The following is a 17,059-nucleotide window of genomic DNA, read 5'->3' as shown; positions in this document are numbered from 1 at the left end:
GATGTCGATACGGCGCGAATCCCGTCGCTGAAGGATCTGCCGCGCTCGCTCCAAGCGGCGCAATCAGTGCGCAACGCGGCTCCGCGAATCTGCATCGCGCTGCGGAATTCGCCCAGGGCACACCCCTTGCCCGCACGAATGGCATGGCGAGCTCACGCTTGGTGATCATTGGCGGCGGCCTCGCCGGCCTGTCCGCTGGAGTGTACGCACGACGAAACGGCTACGAGACGACCATCGTCGAGCACAACTTGGCGCTGGGTGGGGTGTGCACGGCATGGCGTCGCGGCGAGTACCTGGTGGACGGCTGCATCCACTGGCTCACCGGCGGCGCCTTCGACCGCGTGTACGAGGAGCTGGGGATCTTGCCCGCGGTGCAGCGCCACACGCTGGAGCACTTCTCGACATACCGTCACGTTCACGACCACATTCAGGTGTCCGTCACCAAGAACCTGGAAGCCCTCGCGCGGGACCTCGAAGATCTGTCGCCCACGGATCGAGACGAGATCCATCGCGTGGTGGACGGCGCGCGCCATCTCGCGGAGCTGGATCCGCGCGTGGACCACCCACCGGAGCTCTCCACTTTGGGGGATTCCGTCGCCTACCTGTGGCACGCGCGCCACGAGATCCCGACGGTGATGCGCTTCCGAAAGCCGATGAAGCGCTGGCTGGAAGAGCACGTGAAGGATCCGCGCCTGGCTCGCTTCTTCGAGCATTTGGCGCCACCCGAAGCGCCGGCGCTGTTCATGTTGATGGTGCTCGGTTACCTCGAGCGCGGCTACCTTTCACGTCCGGTGGGCGGCACGGAAGCGTTCCGCGATGCGCTGATCGCGAGCTACGAGCGCGCGGGTGGCAAGGTCCGGGTGCACGCCACGGTGGACGAGATCCTGGTCGCAAGGGACCGAGCGGTGGGTGTGCGCCTGGACGACGGCGAGATCATCGACGCCGACGTCGTGATCTCGACGTCCAGCATGCCGGAAACGGTGCTGCGACTGCTCGGCGGGCACTTTGGCGCGGACGCCGCGCGCAAGCGTCTACAAACTTGGAAGCTCTTCGATCCCATCGTGCTTGCGAGCTTTGGAGTGTCGCTGGCGCTGAAGGACGAACCCTCGCTGCTGCACGTCGATGGTGTCACGCCCTTCGAGCTGGGTGGACGCACCGGCCACCAGCTCTACCTGCGCCTGGAGAACGACGACCCGTGCTACGCGCCACCGGGCCACAGCGTGGTGCAGCTGATGGCCGCCACGCACTATGACTGGTGGGCGAAGCGCGGCACTGGCTACAACGCCGCCAAGGACGCCGTGGCCCGTCAGGCCCTCGAGCTCATCGAACCGCACCTTCCCGGAGTGTCGGACGCCGTGCAAATGACGGACATCGCGACGCCCCTCACCTTCTGGACCACAGCGCGCTCCTGGCGTGGCTCCTACGAAGGTTGGATGCCGAGCAACGGCCAGATCTTCGAGCACGTGCCGAAGACGCTGCCGGGACTTTCCGGCATGTACATGGCCGGTCAATGGGTCGAGCCCGGCGGGGGAGTTCCGACGGCTGTGATGAGCGGACGCCAAGTGGTGCAGCTATTGTGCGCCGGCGACCACCGCGAGCTCGTCGCCTAACCGACGTTCAGATCCTTGCCGAAAGGCAAAGAGCGCGCCCGCTTGCCACTGAGGGCGAACCAGGCGTTGGCGAGGGCCGGCGCCACGGGGGGAACGCCCGGTTCTCCGATTCCGCCGGGTAGCTGGTCGCTCTTCACGATCTCCACGTGGATCTTCCGAGGTGCATCGGCGATGCGAAGCAGCCTCAGGTCGTGGAAGTTCGTCTGCTGTGCGCGGCCCTTCTCGAACGTCACGCCGCCGAACAAAGCCAAGTTGAGCCCGAAGATCACCGCGCCTTCCATCTGGGATCGAGCGCGCTCCGCGTTCACCACGATACCCGCGTCCAGCGCCACCCACACCTCGTCCGCCCGGACGCGGTTGCCCTCCTTCACCAGGGATACGACCGTAGCGACGTAGCTCAGAAAGCTGCGATGCGCTGCCAGGCCCAGAGCGCGGTCCTTTCTGTGACTCCAACCACAAGCGTCCGTCACGCGTTCGACCACCCCGCGTAGGCGTCCGGCATCCACGGGATGCTTGGACAGTGGCGCTCCATAGTTCGACAGATCGGAGATGCCGAGGTCCGAGAGCGACAGCTTGCGCGGCGCTCCGATCAGCTCGAGAAGGTTTTCGCGCGGGTCGATGCGCCGAGCGTGGGCGATCTCGTCCATGAACGAGCCCGTCGCGAAGCCGTGGAAGATGTTGTAGACGCTGCGCAGCCAGCCGATGCGAACGTGGGCCTTCGCGCTGCATGCTTCTGCCCGCACGTTGGGCACGGACAGGGCCAGGTCGAGCACCCCTTGCTGCAGATCTCCCGCCGAAGGGGTGTCCGCCGTCGCGTTGAACACGGAGGCAATGGGCGGAAACGCCGTTCGGCGCCGCCAGGCGACGACCTTCTTCTCGGCATCGAGCCCCGCGCTCAAGCGCTGGAAGCTCACGGTGTTGTAGTAGTCATGTTGGACGTCGTCCTCCCGCGTCCACTGCACGCGCACCGGCGCGCCAACCTTCTTGGCGAGCACGGCGGCCTCGGCAACGAAGTCCGCCTTCGATTTTCGACCGAAAGCGCCACCGAGAAACGTGACGTGCACCGTCACGTCTTGCTCGGGGATGCCGAGGGTCTTGGCCGCCTCCGTCCGCGCTCGTTGTGGTGCCTGAGTCGAGGCCCACACCTCGAGCTTGCCGTTGTCGAAATGCGCCGTGGCGCACGGGGGCTCCATCGAAAGATGCGGGAGATGCGGCACGTAATACTCCGCCTCCACCTGCTGCGCGGCGCTCTGGAGGGCCGCTTCCGCGTCACCCTTTTGCTTGTGGACCTTTCCGGGAGCGCTCACGGAGCGGGCGAGCTCGCCGCGAAACTTCGCCGAGTCGTAGCCGTCGTTCTCGCTCTCGGTCCACTCGATCACCAACGCCGCGCGCCCGCGCAACGCCGCCCAGGTGTTGTCGGCAACGACCGCGACGCCACCCCACGGCTGAAACGCCCACGGCTTCTTGGGGGCGGGCATCTCGATGACGTGCCGCACGCCCGGGATCTTCTTAGCCGAAGAAGCGTCGAGCTTCTTGACGCGAGCGCCCACCACCGGCGGCCGCGCGATGACCGCGACCAACAGGCCCGGCAGGCGCACGTCCGCGGCGTACACGGCCTTGCCGGTGACATACGCCGGACCGTCGAGCAGCGGCAGCTCCTTGCCCAAATGCAAGAGCTCCGAATCCGGGCGGAGCTTCACGGACTTCGGGATCGGAAGCTTTGCGGCGATGGGCGCCAGGTCTCCGAAGCTCAGCGATCGCTTCGTCTTGTCGTGGGTGACGGTCCCATCGCGAGCCACGAGTGAGCCCGGAGGCACGCTCAGCTTGGTCGCCGCTGCGGCGATCAGCACCGTGCGCGCCGTGGCAGCCGCCCTCCGCAGCTCCTCCCAATGGCTACGGATGCTGGTGGACCCGTCCGTGTTCTGATCGCCGTAGGCCTTGTCGCCATCCGCTTGGACCACGCGCACCCGCTCCATGCTCGCGCCCATTTCGTCCGCTAGCAGCACGGGGAGCGAGCTCCGGATCCCCTGCCCCATCTCCGAGCGGTGACACACGATGGTCACCTCGCCGCTCTCGCTCACGTGGATGAAGACGTTCGGATCGAAGGTGGACCGGATGCGCTGCACGCTGTTTTCGAGCGCCAGCGCGGCGCCGGGAAAGAAACCCAGCGCCAGACCGCCGAGCGACAGGTTCAGGCCCAAGAGGAAGGACCGGCGGGTGACGTGCCGCGCCTCCATGCTCACTTGCCCTTCTCCGCAGCCTTGTGAATGGCCGTGCGGATGCGCGTGTAGGTACCGCAGCGGCACAGGTTGCCCGCCATGGACTGCTCGATCTGTTCTTCCGTGGGCCGCGGGTGCTCCTTGAGCAGCGCCGCGGCAACCATGATTTGCCCCGCTTGGCAGAAGCCACACTGGGGAACACCGAGCTCGACCCACGCCTCTTGCAGAGGGTGGGTTCCGTCTTTCGACAATCCCTCGATAGTGGTCACGGCGCGTCCTGCAGCGCGACTCACGGGCGTGACGCACGAGCGCACGACCTGCCCGTCCAGGTGCACGCTACAGGCGCCGCACAGGGCCTGACCACATCCATACTTGGTGCCGGTCAGCCCCAGGAGATCGCGCAACACCCACAGCAGCGGCATGTCGGGATCCGCGTCCAACTGGTGCTGCTTGCCGTTGACGCTGAGGGTGATTTTCACGGCGTGCTCCCTTCTGCCGGGCACGCAGCACCGGCCTCGACCCAACCGCGAATCAGCGCTGCGAACGCGGCCTGCGAACCCGGCGCGGGTTCCCGCCCGTGGCCCGGCTGCCAACCCCACGCCACCAAGCGATCGTTTTCGCTGTGCTCCACGATGGCCTCGAGCGTGCGCTTGCCGTTGAGCTTGGGGTCCTTCAGCTGCTCGCAGATCTGACGCGGCGAACGTCCCACCCACGCCGCTTGTATCGGGGCCAGGTGCCAGTCCGGCGCGCCCGGCACCCGCGCCAGCTCCAGGTTTTCATCTTGATGGCAGCTCGTGCACTCCATTCCCACCACGCCACGGTTGCCCACGCCCCGCGTGACCGGCGGTTCGTGCACCATCATGCTCTCGCCTTGCAGTGGCGTATCCCCCGCGGGGTGACAATTCAGACACCGCGGATGGGTCAGCACGCGGCTCGCCTCCAGGAACATGGCGGCGGAACGCGCGGTGGGATCCGTGATGGTCTCGAAGTCGCTGACCGGACGGAGTCCGCCCGCCTCTACCGGCGGTAGCTCGGCGTGTCCGGAACGCGGAGCCTCCACCGTTCGACCACATGCCGGCAAGGCCAGCACGATCCCCAACACGAAATAGTGACGCACGGTTTGCCCTTATAGTGCAGGGCCCCGAAGCGGCAACCGGTTGCGTTTTCTCTGTCAGGTTCGCTTCCCCGAAGACGAATACCCCCACGTCCTTTCGGTCTTCGCACCGGAACAACACGGAGGAGAAAATGCGCTGGCTACAGAGAGTGGGGACGGGCCTGGTTGCGTGCGCAGCATTGCTCGCCGCGCGTTCGGCATCTGCATCACCCGCAGATGACGTGCGGCGCGGCGCGAGTGTGCTGTTTCGCACCGCCCACCTGGAAATCGACGACAAATCGCTCACGGCCGGAGGCCTGGTGCTTTCGAAGGCGCCCGGCACTCTGGACGGAACCATCAACACCGCGGACCTGGGCGCGGACTTCAGCATGAACGTGCACATGCACGGGATCGCCGTTGGCAACGTCATCACCTGGACCTTCGATGAAACCCTGCCGGTGCCTCAAGAGGTCGCGTTCGACACCCACCTGACACGCCTCGCGGGGCAGTTGGTTGCGCGCGTCGACCACATCTCCGAAGACACCGACCCGACGTGCAACACGTCGAGCTGCCCATACAGCGTTGTCCTCACGGCGCTACCGACTAGCAGCGTCACGGCCTATGGCACGGCGCCGTTCTGGACCACTTGGTCTCGAACCAGCACGGAGCTGCAGTTCCAGATGTTGGGCGGCCTGCCGCGCCCGATTCTGAACGACCTGGAAGTCGACGTGCCCAGCCGCCTGTGCGCCGTCGATCGCGACCGCTATTTCACCGGTCGCGTGACGATTGCCACGCCGGCCCCGGATGGCGGCGGAGTAGTACGGTTGATGAGCGATCGCCCCGAGTTCTTCCCGGACCAGCGAGTGAACGTCGACGCCTATCGAACACAGAAGGGGTTCTTGGTCCGCATTCCCGCCGGCTTCGGAGGGGACGTGACGATGTGGGCGGCCGCTGGCGGCGCCGCGCGCACGGTGCCCATTCACGTGCAGAAGCAGTGCCTGCAGCAGCTCGGCTACACGCTTCGAGACATCCTTCCGCGGAAGAAGTTCCCCCCGTGGGTGATCGACGACCTGCGCATCCTGGACCACGGAGAGGCTGCCGCGCGCGTGGCGGATCAGTGGTACCTGGCCGACGCCAATCAAAACATCTATCCCGCTGACGAGGTGCTCGGCTTCCACGCCAAAGAGATCTTCCCGACCTTCCTCCGAGACCTGTATGGCATGGGAGACGTTCCGAAAGTCGGGTTCTCTGCCTTCCAGGTGAGACCGGACGACGGAAAAGTCATTCCCATCCCAGGGTTCTCCATCCAGGGCGTGAGCTCTCTCGGTACGGCCTTCGGAGCCTGGACGCAAAAGGCACCGATGGGCGCTTACTACAACGGCAGCGAGCTGTTCTCGCTCGCCGTCGGCAAAGAGAGCGGCATCACGACGAGCAGCGGCGGAATGCTGCTCGCCGGTCAATACACCAAAGATCAAGTGCAGCGTGGCTTCGTGTTCTACGGCGACAAGCCGTTCGACATCGGCGGCCTCGGTGGAGAAACGCGCGTCACGGCTGCCAATTCAGCTTCGGATGTGGTCGGCTGGACGCGCGACATCAAGGGCAGGAGCCGTGCGTTTCTGCTGTCCCGCGGAAAGAAGCTGAAGGTCTTCGACGCCGTGCCCTCCTATGCGCAGAAAGCCGTCGGCATCGACGACAACGGCCTCGCCGTCGTGAACGCGCTCGACGCGAAGGGCAAGCCGGATGGCGTCTACCTGGTGGGCGATTCCATCGGAGTCGTCAGCCTGAAGTCCCTGCTCCCGGACCAGAGCTTCTCCCCCATCGAGGCCCTGAGCATGACGGGCGGCGGCGACGTCGTCGCGCGTGGCTACCTCGAAGGAAAACTGTCCATCGTTGCCCTGACGGCCGTGTGGGGGAAGAAGTCATGATCAAGAAACTGAGTACCGCGATTGCCCTTTCTGCCTTCGTGCTGTTCGGCATCAACTGCGGCGGCGGCTCCACCGATCCGCTCGCCGGCCACATCGGCCACCCCTGTGCGCGAACCTCGTTCCTCGGTGGCTCGTCCTGCTACGACGCCAACTCGGAGTGCCACAGCGGAATGTGCGTGAGCTGCGGACACACGGGCGAGCACTGCTGCAACAACTCGTCACGCGGGTGCGCCACGGGGCTTACCTGCGAATGGGACGACTCACGCTCCTTGGACGTGTGCGGCGGCTGTGGCGAGGTGGGGGAGCGCTGCTGCGAAAGCCGCTTCTCGTCCACCGGTACCTGCAACGCAGACGCCATGTGCGACCCGAGCTCCAACGAGTGCGTCACCGGCCCCTCGGGTCCGTGCGTAGGGCCGGAAGTCTTCAGCATCGGAGTGCGGGACCCCAACCTGTGCGCCACGGAAGTCAGGGTCGTGCACTCTTCGAGCGCGTCGGACGCGAGAAGCTGCGTGGCGATGACGCTCCCGCCCGGGTACACGACCCTGGAGCTCGAAGATCCACCGGAGGAGCACGAGTACTGCCAGCTCACGCCGGCTACGATGTATCGCTCCACGGTCCAGGTGCTGGCGTTCTCCGACAGCGACGCAGACACGTGTGCCCGCGCCACGTGCATCGATTGCTCCTACACCGAGGGCAGCTGCGAAGAGATGGATGGCGGCGCTCCCGACGGAGGACCCTGAGGTCCGATGGGATGTTGGTCCGCCGCGGAAAAGGCGCGCCGCGCGGGTTCCGCGGCGGACCGGCAGCCATCGTCAAGGAAGACGGATCTCACGCAGACGGCCGCTGCCGTCCCACACGATCCATAGACGGCCGCTCGAATCATAGGCGAGCCCTTCGGGCACGTCGTCATCGTGTTCCTCGACCGAATAGAGCCCGCGGAGCTCGAGCTCTTCCCCGTCTCTCTCGAGACGAGCAAGACGCCCGGCCTTGCCGCTGAGCACCACGATTTCGCCGCTCTCGGGGTGTACGGCAACGTCGTTCAGATCGTCGAGGGCCTTCTTGGCGGCCTTGGGCAACGAGAACGTTCGGTCGACGCGCAGCGAGTCGGGCTCCACGATGGAGATGGAGCGCGGCTTCCTCTGATGTGCGGCCACCAGACGCGGAGCGTCCGCCCAGGTTCCCGCTGGCGCGAACGCGAGGCCTTCCCAGCCGGCGTTCTTGCGATCGTTGAGCCGCGGCAACGCGCCGATTCGAACGCCGTTCCTCAGCTTTCCTTGCGCCATCTCGAAGCGCCACACGCCGCCATCGCGCTCCGCGAGCACCCAGGCCGCAGCGCCGTCGTGAGCCACGCACACACCTTCGAGATCGGCGAGCCCACGGCCGGCGGCGAGGGACTCCGGCTCGCCCTGGAGCGCAAGGCGGAACACGCCTTCTTCATCATCCACCACCAGAAATGAGCCATCGGGAAGCGGTGCCACACCGCTCGCCTCTTCGATCCCGGTGGCGTGCTCTCTTACGGTCTCTGCGCGGCGCGCCTTCGCCTTCTTCCCCATTGCTCCACCGTACACCATGAGCGCACACTCGGTGCATGCGGGTGGCGTTGACGTTGGCCGTGATGGCGCTCGTGAGTGCATGCAGCAGCGAAGAGTCCGGAGCACCGGGCGCTGCGGGCACTGGCGGCGCCACGAGTGGAGGGGGCGCCGGCGGTACTGCGGGCAATGGTACGGGCGGCTTCGCGGGGAGCAGCGGCGGCACGGGCGGCGGCGCGGGGAGCGGCGGCGGTGCTGCTGGCCTCGGAGGTACTGCGGGCAGCGGCGGCACGGCGGGCGCGGTCGACGTGAGCACGGCCACGGGCAAGCTCCTGTTCGGCTATCAGGGCTGGTTTGCCTGCGAGGGCGACGGCGCTCCGCCGAATCGATGGGTGCACTGGTTCTCCCAGAACACCCCCGACGCTCAGCACCTCACCGTGGACATGTGGCCCGACGTCTCCGAGCTCTCGGCGTCGGAGCTGTTCCCTACCAGTCTCACACTCCCCGGCGGAAAGGTAGCCGCGCTCTACTCCGCGTACACGAACGCGACCGTGGTGCGGCACTTCGCGTGGATGGAAGATGCCGGCATCGACGGCGTGATGCTGCAGCGCTTCGTCTCCGAGCTGAAGGACCCGGCGTTCCTCGCCCTTCGGGACAAGGTCGCTCAAAACGTGATGGCGGGCGCGGAGGCCCATGGCCGCACCTTCGCGATCATGTACGACATATCCGGCGCGAACGCGGCCACCCTGGTCGACGACCTGAAGCAAGACTGGGCGCACCTGGTGAACGACCTCGGAGTAACGAGCAGCGCGCGCTACCAACGCCATGACAATAGGCCGCTGCTCGCGATCTGGGGGCTCGGCTTCTCCGACCGACCGGGGACGCCGGCAGAAGCCGCTGCCTTGGTGAGCTACTTCCAGAACACTGCGCAAGTAACGTTGATGGGCGGAGTGCCGACCCACTGGCGAACGTTGAGCGACGACTCCAAGACGGATCCGGCGTGGCTTTTCGTGTACCGCTCCTTCGACATCGTGAGCCCGTGGAGCGTGGGTCGCTATGCCGACGACGCGGGCGCCGACAACTTCGCAATCGGGCAGATCGCCGTGGATCTCGCGGACGCGCAAACCCACGGCTTCGACTACATGCCCGTTGTGTGGCCAGGATTCTCCTGGAAAAACTTGAACGGTGGGCCGCTGAACCAGATCCCTCGGAAGGGCGGCACCTTCTGGTGGCGGCAGGTGTTCAACGCCGTGAGCAAGGGCAGCACCATGCTGTACGGCGCCATGTTCGACGAGGTCGACGAGGGAACGGCTATGTTCAAGATCGCACCCACCTCGGCGACGGTGCCCGCCGGTGCAAGCTTCGTCACGCTCGACGCCGACGGCCAGTCATTGCCCAGCGACTGGTATCTGCGGCTCGGTGGCGCGGGCGCCAAGATGTTGCGCGGGGAGCTGCCACTCTCGCCCACGATCCCGATCTCCCCCTGAGGCCATCTGCCACGCGCAGAGCGGCCCATGGATTGCAAAGAGACCGGGCGATGAAAACCCATACCGACTTGGCCGTGTTGGCCTCTGATCTGAAGGCGCGGTTGAGCCAGCAAGAGCTTGCTGGCTACCTGCGGGGGAAGACCCGTGTGCGGGACGCGATTCGGGACCGGTTGGAGTGCTCCGATCTCGTCGCCGAACAGCTGGTCGAGGAACTGATTGGCTTTGGGATGCTGAATTTCCACGGGGATCCGACGACGCCCAGCGCTTCACGCGATCGCTGGACGCTGGACCCTCAGAAAGCCACTACTCTCGGCTCGAACGCGGGCGACTCCCCATAGCAAGCGCCGTCGTGCAAGTGGCGGAAAGGCACGAGGCACGGCCATTCGGTAGCCGCCCATCGCGGGTGCGAAGTGCAGCGCGATTTCGGCGGTGGCCCAGCTGGCCTCTGGCGCGCGCTGGTATCGGCGGCGGAGGGCGTCGGGAGGCAACTGGCGAGCAAGACGAGGAGCGAGAAGATCCGCCTCACGGCGACAATGTGCCACGTCGCGACGCGTCCAAGCCGGACGATTTTAGCCTCACCCCTGGCGGCACATCGAATGCATGGGCGAGCTGCATGAGTGTGGACATATCGGGCAAAGTCGTCGTCATCACGGGTGGTTCCGCGGGCGTCGGAAGGGCAATCGCGCGGGAGATGGCGAGCAGAGGTGCACGGATTGCCCTCATCGCTCGCGGCGAGGATCGGCTGGCGGCGACCCGCGACGAGCTGCAGAGCCACGGCGCAGAGGTCATCGCGATTTCTGCGGACGTCGCAGATGCAACACGAGTCGAATCGGCGGCAGAGCGCGTGGAACGCGATCTCGGACCCATCGATGTCTGGATCAACAACGCAATGGTGACAGTCTTGAGTCCGGTCGCGGAGATGAGCGCGGAAGAGTACGACCGCGTGACCCGCGTCACCTACCTGGGTGCGGTGCACGGCACCCTGAGCGCGCTAGCACGCATGCGACCTCGGAATGCGGGGCACATCATTCAGATCGGCTCGGCACTGGCTTACCGTGCGATTCCGCTGCAATCCGCTTACTGCGCGGCCAAGCACGCAATGCGCGGATTCACGGACTCGTTGCGCAGCGAGCTGATCCACGATGGAAGCGCCATCAATCTCACAATGGTGCAACTACCGGCGGTGAATACGCCGCAGTTCGGCTGGTGCCGCACGCGACTGGACCACCAACCGCAGCCTGTCCCTCCGATCTACCAACCCGAAGTGATCGCGCGGTCGGTCGCAGACATCGCGCTCACGTCCCGCCGCGAGGTTTGGCTGGGGGGCTCCACGATCAAGACGGTCTGGGGCTCGCGCTTGGCTTCCGCGTTCCTCGACCACTACCTGGCCAAAAAAGCCTACTCCGGCCAGCAGACAGAAGAGCGCATCGACCCTTCACGACCCGACAATCTCCATTCACCGCTACCGGGTGACCCTGGGGCTCACGGACAGTTCGACGAACGCGCACGCTCTGAAAGTGCAGCCGCATGGCTCGCGGTGCATCGCGCCGTGTGGGCGTCTGCGGCCGCCGTAATGGTCGTCGCAATGTTGGTCGTGGGCGGCGCCTTCTGGCTCTGGTGAGTGCGGTGGCGTTCCAGCCCATCTCTCACTACGGCGTCATCGGCAACATGCATTCCGCCGCATTGGTCGCGAAGAATGGATCCATCGACTGGGCATGCTTGCCGGAGATGGATTCCCCCAGCGTGTTCGGCGGCCTGCTGGACGACGAAAAGGGTGGACACTTCCGCGTTTGGGTTCCGGACGCTTCCGCGCAGCAACAAACCTATGTATCGGGAACCAACGTGCTCCTCACCCGCTTCGGCACGGAAAACGGGATCGGAGAGGTAGAGGACTTCATGCCGATCCCCACCGAGCACGGCGGCTCCTCGAGGTCACATGCCATCGTGAGGATCTTGCGGGCAGTGCGCGGCGAGGCTCGGTTTCGCGTAGAGTGTCGTCCGGCTTTCGACTACGCACGACAAAAGCACGTCGTCCTGCGAGACAGTGGCAGCGTTCGCTTCGAGACGCCCCGCCTCTGCTTGGAGCTGGATTGTCCCCGGCATCTCAGATCCGTGGATGGCGGCGTCACAGGCGAAGTCGTGCTCTCGGGTGGCGAGTCCGTCGCGCTGGTGCTCACCGTACGTCGAGACGGCCACGTCGGCGCGGAGGACATCGCGCGAAACCACAAGCAGGAGCTGGGCAAGACCATCGCGTACTGGCGCAACTGGATCGCTCGGGCCAGCTACCGAGGGCGCTGGCGCGCGGAAGTGGAGCGCTCCGCGCTGGTGCTGAAGCTCCTTACCCACGCCCCCAGCGGCGGTATCGCCGCCGCTGTCACCGCCAGCTTGCCCGAGGTGCTCGGCGGTGAGAGCAACTGGGACTATCGCTTCTGTTGGGTGCGAGATGCATGCTGGACGACGGACGTCTTCATGCGCCTCGGCTTTCATCAAGAAGCACGAGCGTTCATGCGTTTCCTCAACGAGCGGAGGGAAGAGGGGAATCGATCACGGGGTCCGCTCGACGTCATGTATTCGCTGTCCGGGACCCCGCTGGACGAGGTGAACCTCGAGCACCTGGCGGGCTACGAGGGTTCGCGCCCCGTCCGGATTGGAAACGCTGCCGCGAACCAGATGCAGTTGGACGTGTACGGCGAATACGTGCGCGCCGTACTGCTCTACGACCAAGAAGTGGAGCGCGTGAGTGATCCGGACTGGAATTGGCTCCGGGGCATGGCGGACTGGCTTGCCGAGCACGCTTCCGATCCGGACGCGGGAGTCTGGGAAAAGCGCGGAGAACCCGAGCATTTCGTGCACTCGAAGATCCAAGCCTGGTCTGCATTGGACAACCTTTTGCGCCTCGCTCAGCGCCGGGGCCTGCCGTTCGACGTTCCGCGCATCCGAACGGCTCGGGATCGTGTCTACGAAGACATCCTGAATCGTGGCTACGACTCGGAGCTGGGCACCTTCACGCGGGCATATGACTCGGACTCGCTGGATGCGGCGCTCTTGTTCCTGGAGCAAAGCGGTCTGATGGCGCCATCGGATCCTCGCTTTGCGTCCACCCTGGAGCGCTTGCGACTCGAGTTGGTGGAGGGCAGCGCCCTGATGCGTAGAAAGCCCGAAGAGCAGAACGATTTCTGCATCTGCTCGTTCTGGCTGATCGAGGTCCTCGCTCGCAACGGCCGGCACGAACAGGCACGCGAGCTCTTCGAGAGGATGCTCACCTACGCCAATCACCTGGGTCTCTACTCCGAGGAGATTCGCGGCGACGGTGACCTGATTGGCAACTTCCCCCAGGCGCTGACTCACCTTGGCTTGATCCGCGCCGCAATCGCTCTGGATGGCGCAACTTGAGAGCGGGTCTCAAACCGGACCGACCCGACTGAGCGGCCGCGCGGTGGTCTTGAGACCGGCTCTAAGCCGAGACCGTGCGGTCACCGGCCAGCAGGCTGGCAACGACCGCCACGCCGAGCACGCCGACGATCACGCCTATGGAAAGTAAAGGAGGGATCTCGACCCAGTCCGAGACGAATAGCTTGAACGCCGCAAAGGCGAGCACGCCAGCGAGTCCGTAGTGCAGGTATCGAAGGTGCGCGAGGGTTTGCGCCAATACGAGATACAGCGCCCGGAGTCCCAAAACGGCAAACGCGTTGGAACTGTACACCACGAAGCGGTCCCGCGACACGCTGAGCGCGGCGGGGACGGAGTCCGTCGCGAAGACGATGTCGGTGAGCTCCAGGCCTATCACCGCCACCAGGAGCGGTGTGGCGAGCCAGCGACCGGAACGCTTCACGAAGAACTTGGTCGCGGCGGTCTTCCGCGCGATGGGAAGGTGCTTCGAAAGGAACCGAACGATCCTGCTGTCCTTCTCCTCGTCGGGATCTTCTCGAAAGGTACGCACGGCGGCCCACACCAATATTGCACCGAGCCCCCAACTGACCCAATCCCAGCGCTCCAGCGCGGCCACTCCTAGGAACACGAACAACCCGCGAAAGACGAGCGCGCCCAGAACGCCCCAGGCCAGCACCGTGTGCTGCTGCTCCTGCTCGATGCCGAGGGTCTTGAACACGATCAGGAAGACGAACAGGTTGTCGAGACTCAGACTCTTCTCGATGGCGTACGCAGCGATGTACTGGTGAAACGCCGACTTGCCGAGCGTCGCCCAGACGTAGACACCAAACCCCAGGCCGGCGAGGACCCACACCGCGCTCCAGGCGATGGCAGCGGTGCGTGAGGTCTCGCGAGCGCTTCGATGCAGGAACAAGTCCAGGCCGAGCAGCACGGCGATGGAGATTCCGAGGACCGGCCAAGCGTCCATGCGGCGGATGCTGCGCGTTCCGTGCCACGCAAAATGGGCCTCTAAACGGGCTCGGCGGCGACTCCGGGTGTGGCCCTTCGCCCCGACCCGCGACAATCCGCCGCTGTACCCGGTCGAGACACTGTCGCGCCGGCAAATGACGAGAAACACGACGGAGGGCCGTCACGACCGCGGTCAAGTCGGTCCCGTTTGGTACATGGCACGGTTGCCGAGAGCATCCCATGAACGGCAACGGAGCACGGCAGCGCGGCGGAGTGCGCATCCTCGAGGTGCTGCCAACGGCAGTCCTGGTGCTGAGCGCAGCGGGGAAGATCCGCTTCGCCAACGAGCGCGCCGCGGAGGTGCTCGGTCAGCCACGGAAGGAGCTTCAAGGTTCTCTCGCGCCCGCGGGGCTGTGCAGTGACGCGCCGACAGAAAGGGAGTGCACCATCATCTCGAGCACGGGTCGAACGGTGTCCGTGCTGTTCTCCACGGCACGCTCCGGCTCCGACACCGTCGTGGTCTTCCAGGACATTTCTCGCGTGGAGCAACTGCAACGCGAGCGCGACAAACTGATGAGCCTGGCGGCCATCGGAGAGGCTCTGCCGTCGCTGCTCCACGAGCTCAAGAATCCTCTGGCCGCGATTACCGCCGCAGTCGAGGTGCTGGCCGAAGAGGTGGAGCCCGGCTACGTTGCGGACCAACTGCACGCCATCCTCAGCGAGGTGCGGCGCATGAAGCTCGGATTCGAGGGGTTCGGTGCGGTACACGGTCTGTTGAGGTCGAAGCGGGACTCGGCCATCGACTTCGCAATCCGTGAAGCGTGCCGCGTCCTGGAGCCACGCCTCCGCAATGCCGGCGTGGTGTTCCGCCACGACGTCGCAGATCTACCGTTGCTTCCTCTGGACCCGGCGATGGTGCGGGCGCTGGTGTTCAACTTCGTCACCAATGCCCTCCATGCCTGCAACGACGGTGGCGCCGTCCTACTCCACGCCCACCTGTTGGACCGGACGTTGAATCTGGTCGTCGTGGACACTGGAGGCGGCATGACGCCCTCCGTGCTGGAGCGTGCCACGGAACTGTTCTTCACCACGAAGCAGAGCGGAAGTGGCATTGGCCTCGCCTTGTGCGCCCGCGCAGTCGAAGTCGCAGGAGGCGAGCTCGACTTGAGCTCGGTTCCAGGGTTTGGCACCAGCGTCTCCGTGCGGGTGCCAATCGATCGACCCCGGGGGGCATCTTCCGGAGCAATGGGATGGGCCGACTCGTTGGCTTGAGAAGCGGAGCACGCTCGTGAACGCCGTCGGACGAGTGCTGATCGTCGAGGACGAAACCATGCTGCGCGCATCCCTGGCACGCGGGCTGGCTAGGAGCTTGGACCTCGACGTCCAAGAAGCGGGGGACGTGGAACAGGCCGTCGCCCTGCTGGAGCGAGAGCCACCGGACATCGTGGTGTCGGACATCGACATGCCCGGACGTACCGGCATCGAGCTCTTGGGCGAGCTGGGCAAACGCGGGCTACGGATACCGGTGATCTTCGTATCTGCATATCTTCAGGCGTACGGCCCTCAGCTCCCCAAACACGCGAACATCGAAGTGCTCGAGAAGCCGGTAGCCCTCGAGGAACTTCGAAACGCGATCCGAACGAAGTTGATGGCGATGGCGGCGGAAGACCCCTTCTCGATCTCGGACTTCCTTCAGTTGGCGGGCATGACCCACCGCTCCGTAGTGCTCGACGCCCAATGGCCCGATGGCCGGCGCGGTTCCATCGTCGTGCACGAAGGTGAGGTCTGGACGGCATCCTTCGACGACCTCTCGGGAGTCGAGGCGTTTTCGGAGGTGGCGTGGCGTGGGGGGGCGAGGATCCGGTGCCACTCCTTGGTCGGCGATCCGGGGCCTCGGACGCTGGAGGGCACCCCGGAAGCGCTGTTGATGAACACCGCCAAGGATTTGGACGAGCAAGGCCACACCCCCGACTTCGAAGGCGAGCTCGAGCGCGGCGTGACTGCGCTCCTGGCCAAGGACTACGACGCCGCAGTGCGCGCCTTCGAAGCTGCGCACGCCATCGATCCCGAGCACCCTCAGGTCAACACCAACCTCCGGCGACTACGGGAGCTGGGCTACACGAAGCGCGAGCCATAGCTCGGTTTCGGGGCAGCCGTGGTACCTTCCGAAGGTCGATGACTCAGCCTGATGACCCCAATGCCGCCCGAGCCCGCATCAAAGCTCTCGAAGCCGAGCTAGCCGAGTGGCGTAGCCGCGCGGATCCCGACACCCTCGCCAGGCTCAGGAGCGAAGTGGAGCTCGAAGCGGTCCGCCACGAGTTGAAATCCGCCAAGGATTTGTACGAGCGCAATCTGGCGGCGCTGCGCACCGAGCACGCGGCGGAAATTGCGCTGATCACCCAGGCCTCCAACACTCACGTGGACATCGCCAAAACGCGAGCGGAGGCACAGCTGGCATCCGCTCGCCAGGCCGCAGTGCTGGCCCACGACGGTCGAGACGAGGAGATCGCACGACAGAAGGCGCTGATCGCGGAGCTCACGGAGGAAGTCGAAGTGCTTTCGACGTTCTCCCGCGAGAAGGCGGCGGCGCACTACGCCGCCCGTGTGGCTCGCGAAGAAGCCAGTGTCGCGGCCGCCACGGAGGCGCGCGTACGTGCCAAGAAGGAAGTGTCCAAAGCGCGCGCGGTGGCGCAGAACAGCGGAATGCGCACGGCCGCAGACATGGCAGCCATAGATGCAACCCTGGCCCGCGCCGAATCGGCGTATCACGCCTCCGCCGAGGTACTGCGGGAGTGCGAGGCTCGGCTCGCGCGGGCGAAGGCCAAGCTCGACGCCTGCCGCTGAGCGCGTGGTACCCT

Annotated in this window: 15 protein-coding genes; 10 read left to right on the top strand and 5 right to left on the bottom strand. The window is 65.5% G+C overall.

Annotated elements, in window-relative coordinates:
• Positions 1-143: 143 nt before the first annotated feature.
• A complete protein-coding gene (locus tag H6717_00755) occupies positions 144-1,610 on the top strand; it encodes an NAD(P)/FAD-dependent oxidoreductase (protein MCB9575542.1) in 1,467 nt (488 codons plus the stop codon).
• Here the strand turns inward: H6717_00755 and H6717_00750 are convergent.
• The 3 genes from H6717_00750 to H6717_00740 are packed head-to-tail and all read right to left on the bottom strand — an operon-like array spanning position 1,607 to position 4,931.
• Positions 1,607-3,847, bottom strand: a complete 2,241-nt coding sequence (locus tag H6717_00750; GenBank protein ID MCB9575541.1) for a xanthine dehydrogenase family protein molybdopterin-binding subunit — start codon at positions 3,845-3,847, stop codon at positions 1,607-1,609. The genes H6717_00755 and H6717_00750 overlap by 4 nt on opposite strands.
• A 2-nt stretch (positions 3,848-3,849) precedes the next feature.
• Positions 3,850-4,308: a (2Fe-2S)-binding protein gene (locus H6717_00745; GenBank protein MCB9575540.1), complete on the bottom strand. Its 459-nt coding sequence runs from the start codon at positions 4,306-4,308 to the stop codon at positions 3,850-3,852.
• A complete protein-coding gene (locus H6717_00740) occupies positions 4,305-4,931 on the bottom strand; it encodes an Isoquinoline 1-oxidoreductase subunit (GenBank protein MCB9575539.1) in 627 nt (208 codons plus the stop codon). The genes H6717_00745 and H6717_00740 overlap by 4 nt, the downstream gene beginning before the upstream one ends.
• Positions 4,932-5,074: 143 nt before the next feature.
• On the opposite strand from H6717_00740, the gene H6717_00735 reads away from it, so the two are divergent.
• Positions 5,075-6,847, top strand: a complete 1,773-nt coding sequence (locus H6717_00735) for a hypothetical protein (protein MCB9575538.1) — start codon at positions 5,075-5,077, stop codon at positions 6,845-6,847.
• A complete protein-coding gene (locus H6717_00730) occupies positions 6,844-7,587 on the top strand; it encodes a hypothetical protein (protein ID MCB9575537.1) in 744 nt (247 codons plus the stop codon). Before H6717_00735 ends, H6717_00730 begins: the two co-directional genes overlap by 4 nt.
• Before the next feature lie 72 nt (positions 7,588-7,659).
• Here H6717_00730 and H6717_00725 read toward each other — a convergent pair whose 3' ends face one another.
• Positions 7,660-8,400, bottom strand: coding sequence for an SdiA-regulated domain-containing protein (locus tag H6717_00725; GenBank protein ID MCB9575536.1), 741 nt, complete (start codon positions 8,398-8,400; stop codon positions 7,660-7,662).
• Between the two features lie 35 nt (positions 8,401-8,435).
• Between H6717_00725 and H6717_00720 the strand changes: the two genes are divergently transcribed.
• The 4 genes from H6717_00720 (at position 8,436) to H6717_00705 (ending at position 13,256) form a co-directional block, all read left to right on the top strand.
• On the top strand, positions 8,436-9,863 hold the full coding sequence (locus tag H6717_00720) for a xylosidase/arabinosidase (protein ID MCB9575535.1): 1,428 nt from the start codon (positions 8,436-8,438) through the stop codon (positions 9,861-9,863).
• Positions 9,864-9,913: 50 nt separating this feature from the next.
• Positions 9,914-10,201, top strand: a complete 288-nt coding sequence (locus tag H6717_00715; protein MCB9575534.1) for a hypothetical protein — start codon at positions 9,914-9,916, stop codon at positions 10,199-10,201.
• Positions 10,202-10,476: 275 nt separating this feature from the next.
• On the top strand, positions 10,477-11,484 hold the full coding sequence (locus H6717_00710) for an SDR family oxidoreductase (protein ID MCB9575533.1): 1,008 nt from the start codon (positions 10,477-10,479) through the stop codon (positions 11,482-11,484).
• Complete coding sequence (locus tag H6717_00705) at positions 11,481-13,256, top strand: glycoside hydrolase family 15 protein (GenBank protein ID MCB9575532.1); 1,776 nt, start codon at positions 11,481-11,483, stop codon at positions 13,254-13,256. Before H6717_00710 ends, H6717_00705 begins: the two co-directional genes overlap by 4 nt.
• A 61-nt stretch (positions 13,257-13,317) precedes the next feature.
• Here the strand turns inward: H6717_00705 and H6717_00700 are convergent, their stop codons facing one another.
• Positions 13,318-14,220 carry a TerC/Alx family metal homeostasis membrane protein gene (locus tag H6717_00700; protein ID MCB9575531.1) on the bottom strand — a complete coding sequence of 301 codons (903 nt, stop codon included), beginning with the start codon at positions 14,218-14,220 and terminating at the stop codon, positions 13,318-13,320.
• Positions 14,221-14,441: 221 nt separating this feature from the next.
• On the opposite strand from H6717_00700, the gene H6717_00695 reads away from it, so the two are divergent.
• The 3 genes from H6717_00695 to H6717_00685 are packed head-to-tail and all read left to right on the top strand — an operon-like array spanning position 14,442 to position 17,045.
• Positions 14,442-15,473 carry a PAS domain-containing protein gene (locus H6717_00695; protein MCB9575530.1) on the top strand — a complete coding sequence of 344 codons (1,032 nt, stop codon included), beginning with the start codon at positions 14,442-14,444 and terminating at the stop codon, positions 15,471-15,473.
• A 16-nt stretch (positions 15,474-15,489) separates the two neighbouring features.
• Complete coding sequence (locus tag H6717_00690) at positions 15,490-16,338, top strand: response regulator (protein MCB9575529.1); 849 nt, start codon at positions 15,490-15,492, stop codon at positions 16,336-16,338.
• A gap of 38 nt (positions 16,339-16,376) precedes the next feature.
• A complete protein-coding gene (locus tag H6717_00685; GenBank protein MCB9575528.1) occupies positions 16,377-17,045 on the top strand; it encodes a hypothetical protein in 669 nt (222 codons plus the stop codon).
• Positions 17,046-17,059 lie beyond the last annotated feature (14 nt).

The organism is Polyangiaceae bacterium (assembly GCA_020633235.1).
Taxonomy (GTDB): domain Bacteria; phylum Myxococcota_A; class Polyangia; order Polyangiales; family Polyangiaceae; genus JACKEA01.
This window is presented reverse-complemented; position numbering and strand designations above follow the sequence as displayed.

Excerpts from the sequence above, each read along its gene's own strand:
- H6717_00755 (MCB9575542.1), top strand. The coding sequence starts at position 144 with ATGGCGAGCTCACGCTTGGTGATCATTGGCGGCGGCCTCGCCGGCCTG.
- H6717_00750 (MCB9575541.1), bottom strand. The coding sequence starts at position 3,847 with ATGGAGGCGCGGCACGTCACCCGCCGGTCCTTCCTCTTGGGCCTGAAC.
- H6717_00735 (MCB9575538.1), top strand. The coding sequence starts at position 5,075 with ATGCGCTGGCTACAGAGAGTGGGGACGGGCCTGGTTGCGTGCGCAGCA.
- H6717_00730 (MCB9575537.1), top strand. The coding sequence starts at position 6,844 with ATGATCAAGAAACTGAGTACCGCGATTGCCCTTTCTGCCTTCGTGCTG.
- H6717_00725 (MCB9575536.1), bottom strand. The coding sequence starts at position 8,400 with ATGGGGAAGAAGGCGAAGGCGCGCCGCGCAGAGACCGTAAGAGAGCAC.
- H6717_00720 (MCB9575535.1), top strand. The coding sequence starts at position 8,436 with ATGCGGGTGGCGTTGACGTTGGCCGTGATGGCGCTCGTGAGTGCATGC.
- H6717_00715 (MCB9575534.1), top strand. The coding sequence starts at position 9,914 with ATGAAAACCCATACCGACTTGGCCGTGTTGGCCTCTGATCTGAAGGCG.
- H6717_00710 (MCB9575533.1), top strand. The coding sequence starts at position 10,477 with ATGAGTGTGGACATATCGGGCAAAGTCGTCGTCATCACGGGTGGTTCC.
- H6717_00700 (MCB9575531.1), bottom strand. The coding sequence starts at position 14,220 with ATGGACGCTTGGCCGGTCCTCGGAATCTCCATCGCCGTGCTGCTCGGC.
- H6717_00695 (MCB9575530.1), top strand. The coding sequence starts at position 14,442 with ATGAACGGCAACGGAGCACGGCAGCGCGGCGGAGTGCGCATCCTCGAG.
- H6717_00685 (MCB9575528.1), top strand. The coding sequence starts at position 16,377 with ATGACTCAGCCTGATGACCCCAATGCCGCCCGAGCCCGCATCAAAGCT.